Below are 991 nucleotides of genomic sequence, written 5' to 3' on the forward strand. Positions count from 1 at the left end.
TGAACCGCCCCGGGTTTGGTGGAGGCTCCAACTCTTGAGAGAATGGAACCATGAAGAAACCCATCAAGTACTCCCCGGAAGTTCGTGAGCGCGCTGTGCGCATGGTGCTGGAGAGTCAAGGCGAACACCCATCCCAATGGTCTGCCATTGAATCCATTGCCGCCAAGATCGGCTGCGCTTCCCAGACTTTGCATGGCTGGCTCCGGCAGCATGAACGCAATACTGGGCTGCGCAGCGGTCCCACTACTGCAGAACAACAGCGCCTCAAGGAACTAGAGCGCGAAGTCAAAGAGCTGCGCCGTGCCAACGAGATACTGAAACTGGCGAGTGCGTTTTTCGCCCAGGCGGAGCTCGACCGCCGACTCAAGTCCTGAGGGACTTCGTCGACGCACACCGGGAGTCCTTCGGGGTCGAGCCGATTTGCAAGGTCTTGCAGGTTGCCCCGTCTGGCTATCGTCGCTACGCAGCACAGCGTTGTAACCCCGCTTTATTGCCGGCGCGCACCCGACGTGACCTCGTCTTGATCCCGCAGATCGAACGTGTGTGGCAGGCCAATCTACAGGTCTATGGTGCCGACAAGGTCTGGAAGCAACTGAACCGGGAAGGCGTGGTGGTGGCACGCTGCACCGTCGAGCGGCTGATGCGCCGTCAGGGCCTGCGTGGCGTCACCCGAGGCAAAGTGGTTCGTACCACCATCAGTAACGCGGTCGAGCCCTGTCCGTTGGATCGGGTCAATCGGCAATTCAAGGCTGACCGGCCGAACCAGCTCTGGGTGTCCGACTTCACCTATGTTTCGACCTGGCAAGGCTGGCAGTACGTAGCCTTTGTTGTCGACGTTTTTGCTCGCAGAATCGTAGGTTGGCGAGTGAGTAGTTCGATGCACACAGACCTCGTGCTAGATGCACTGGAGCAGGCACTGCGGGCCCGAGAGCCCGAGCGTGAGGACGCCCTAATCCATCACTCGGACCGCGGTTCCCAGTACGTCTCTATC

The 991-nt window shown here is 59.8% G+C and carries 1 pseudogene and 1 other annotated feature; the pseudogene reads left to right on the forward strand.

What is annotated here, in order from left to right:
• Nucleotides 1-50 precede the first annotated feature (50 nt).
• Nucleotides 51-991, forward strand: a pseudogene (locus ABWL39_RS20820) (IS3 family transposase); the annotation flags it as partial.
• Nucleotides 329-445: a sequence feature (AL1L pseudoknot), on the forward strand. It overlaps the preceding pseudogene by 117 nt.

It is taken from the genome of Chitinivorax sp. PXF-14, assembly GCF_040812015.1.
In the GTDB taxonomy this organism is placed as follows: domain Bacteria; phylum Pseudomonadota; class Gammaproteobacteria; order Burkholderiales; family SCOH01; genus JBFNXJ01.